Below are 3,071 nucleotides of genomic sequence, written 5' to 3' on the forward strand. Positions count from 1 at the left end.
CGGCGACGTCGCGTTCGAGTTCGGCGCGCTGGGCCGCGACGTCGTCGGCCAGCTCGGCGCGGGCGGCCGTGATCTCGCGGTCGAGTTCGGCGCGGCGGGCACCGACCTCGGCGTCGAGGTCGGCGCGGGTGGTCTCGTCGAGGCGGGCCAGCTCGGCGCGGACGGTGACGCCCTCGCGCTCGAGGTCGGCGCGCTGCCGCCCGGAGTCGCTCTCGAAGACGGCTCGGGCCTCGCGCGTGTCGGCGGCGAGGGTGTCGGCCTCGTCGCGGGCCTCGGCGAGGTCGCGGGCGACGGCGGCCCGCTGCTCGGCGACCTCGTGCTCGACCTCGGCACGCAGCGCGGCTGCTTCGCGTCGAGCCGTCGAGACGTTCTGGGCCGCCTCGGTGGCGGCCGAGCCGCGGATCGAGATGGCGTCGCGCTGGGCCTCTTGCAGCAGGTCGCGTGCTTCGGCCTTGGCGCGTGCGACCAGACGGTCGGCGTCGGCGGTGGACTCGGCGACCTGCGCCGCGGCGCGGCCCCGGGCGTCGTCGAGCACGGACGTGGCCCGTTCGCTCGCGTCGTCCAGCAGGCGCTTCGCCTCGGCCGTCGAGGACGAGCGCAGGGCCTCGGCGTCGATGTCGGCCTGGCTGATCACCAGGGTGGACTGCTGTTCGGCCAGACGCAGGGTCTGCTCGAGCTTGCTGCCGAGACCGGAGTACGTGGGGGTGCCGGCCTCTTCGAGCTCGGCACGGATCTCGTCCACCCGCTGCTGGAGGAACGCGACCTCGCTCGCCCGGTCGGCCCGGTCGGCGTTGGCCTTGATGAGCTCCCGCCGCAGGTCGCCGAGCACCCGGTCGACCTCGTCCTTGCGGTAGCCCCGGAGTTCGATGCCGAAATCGGCTTCGTCAGCAGCCACGGTGTCTCCTTCGATGCAGGGTTCGGACCAGGGGAGCGCGGCCCGCGACACGATGCTAGTGGGAGGCCCTCGACGGACCCCGATCCACGGGTTAGGTGCCTCTCAGCCTCGTCGGATACGCTGAGCCGTCTTAAATTCTGCTGCCGCGCCCGGCCCCCTGGCCAGGCTCGTGCGAGGCCCGTCGTCGACCACGACGGTTCCTGGCGCCCCGACCGGGATGGTGGCTCGGAGGGAGAGAAACGTGCGTTTCATCGTCGCAGTCGTCGTCGTCGTCCTGGCGGCGGTGATGGTGGCGTTGGGCTTCGCCCAGCGCACCGTCTTCGCACCGCCGCCGAGCGTGTCGTCCCAGGTCGACACCGCCGACTCCGACGCGACCGTCACGGTCGTCCCGGCCTCGGCGCTGCACGGCCGCGACGGGCGTCAGACGGTCTCGGTGTCGGGCGGCGACACCGCCTTCGCCGCCTACGGCCGCACGTCGGACGTCCTCGGGTGGGTCGGCGACGCCAGCTACAACGAGGTCGAGTACGACGAGGCGTCCGGTCGGCTCGTCAGCCGCACGATCGCGGGCGACACCACCGAGGTGCCCGACCCGACCGACTCCGACCTCTGGTTCGACCAGTTCGCGGGCAACGACCTCACCTTCTCGCTCGACGCGCCCGACGACGTCTCCCTCGTCATCGTCTCGGACGGCACTCAGCCCGCCCCGTCCGACGTCCGCATCACCTGGCCGCTCTCGACCGCGACGCCCCTGGCCGGGCCGCTGATCGTCGGTGGGCTCGTGGTCCTGCTGATCGGCATCGGCCTGTACGTCTGGGCGATCCTGCACCACCGCCGGACGCGCGGCCCCCGTCGGCGCTCGGGTGACGGGAAACGACCCCGCCTGTCGCGTCGGGCCGGTCGCAAGGCGGTCAAGGCGCTCGACGCCGCCGGCACCGAGACCCTGGCGCCCGGCCGTGGTCGTGCCCGCGGCATCCGTCGGTTCGTCGCCGTGGCGCCGATCGTGCTGGTCTCCTCGCTCGCCCTGTCGGCGTGCACCGCCGACTACTGGCCGCAGCAGGCGCCGGCGGCGGGTTCCGACTCGTCCACCCCGACCCCGACGCCCACCTCGACCGACGGCACGGACTCCGGCGACCAGGGCAACGCGCTGCAGCCCCCGGTGATCAGCGTTGCCCAGGCCAAGCGCATCGTCGAACGCATCTCGGCCACGGCGACCGAGGCCGACGCCTCGCTGAACGCCGACCTCGCCGCCACCCGTTTCACGGGTCCGGCCCTCGAGCAGCGTCAGGCGAACTACACGATCCGTTCCAAGGACGCCGCCGCCGCCGCGCCCCTGGCGATCCCCACCGGCACCGTCACGCTGACGCTGCCGCAGCAGGCCGACTCGTGGCCGCGCTCGGCGTTCGTCGTCGTGCAGGACGCCGACGCGAGCGTGGCGCCCGTCGCCCTCACCCTCGAGCAAGAGAGCGCCCGCGACCCGTACAAGGTCGAGTACGCGGTCAGCCTGCAGACGCAGACCCCGTTGACCGTCGCCCCCGCCTCGATCGGCGCCGCCCGGCTCTCGCCCGACGTCAAGCTGCTCACGCTGCAGCCCGACCAGCTGGCCGAGGCCTACGGCGACATCCTGCGCAACGGCGACGAGAGCCAGTACGCCGCCCAGTTCCAGACCGAGGGCGACACGCTGCGCGAGAAGATCGGCAAGGCCTACAAGGACGCGAAGCGTGCGGCCCTGCCCACCACGGCGTCCATCGACTACACGTCCCAGGCCGACGACGAGACCCCCGTCGCCTTCGCCACGAACGACGCCGGTGCCATCGTCTCGGTCGCGCTGAACGAGATCGAGACCGTCAAGCCGACGGCCACGGGTGCCAAGGTCAATCCCGAGGGCACCGTCAAGACCCTGCTGGGGCTCGACGAGTCGTCGAAGGGCATCGAGGCGACCTACGGCGTCGAGCTCTTGTTCTCCGTCCCGCCCGTCGGCAGCGACGACCCCATCGTCCTGCTCGGTTTCAGCCAGGCCCTCACCTCTGCCAAGGAGCTGCCATGACCAACCTCCCTCCCGTCCCCGCCGGTCTCCGCGGCGCCGTCGACCTCTCGTCGCTCGTCAACCGTCCGCCGGCCCCCGCCCCGGCGGGTCCGTCCGCGGGGGCGCCCGTCGACGGCGCGCCCGCGGGAGGCG

Annotated in this window: 2 protein-coding genes and 1 pseudogene; 2 read left to right on the forward strand and 1 reads right to left on the reverse strand. The window is 73.0% G+C overall.

Annotated features, from left to right (window positions below):
• A partial coding sequence (locus tag IFT36_RS15715; protein WP_249408689.1) for a DivIVA domain-containing protein occupies nucleotides 1-895 on the reverse strand: 895 nt, incomplete at its 3' end.
• 241 nt (nucleotides 896-1,136) lie between these two features.
• Here IFT36_RS15715 and IFT36_RS15720 point away from each other — a divergent pair.
• Both IFT36_RS15720 and IFT36_RS17120 read left to right on the forward strand, forming a co-directional pair.
• The gene (locus tag IFT36_RS15720) at nucleotides 1,137-2,939 is read left to right on the forward strand and encodes a hypothetical protein (RefSeq protein WP_159826304.1); all 1,803 of its coding nucleotides are present in this window, start codon (nucleotides 1,137-1,139) and stop codon (nucleotides 2,937-2,939) included.
• Nucleotides 2,936-3,071, forward strand: a pseudogene (locus IFT36_RS17120) (tetratricopeptide repeat protein); the annotation flags it as partial. The gene IFT36_RS15720 and the pseudogene IFT36_RS17120, both read left to right, overlap by 4 nt.

Source organism: Frigoribacterium sp. CFBP 13605, assembly GCF_014839405.1.
Lineage (GTDB): Bacteria > Actinomycetota > Actinomycetes > Actinomycetales > Microbacteriaceae > Frigoribacterium.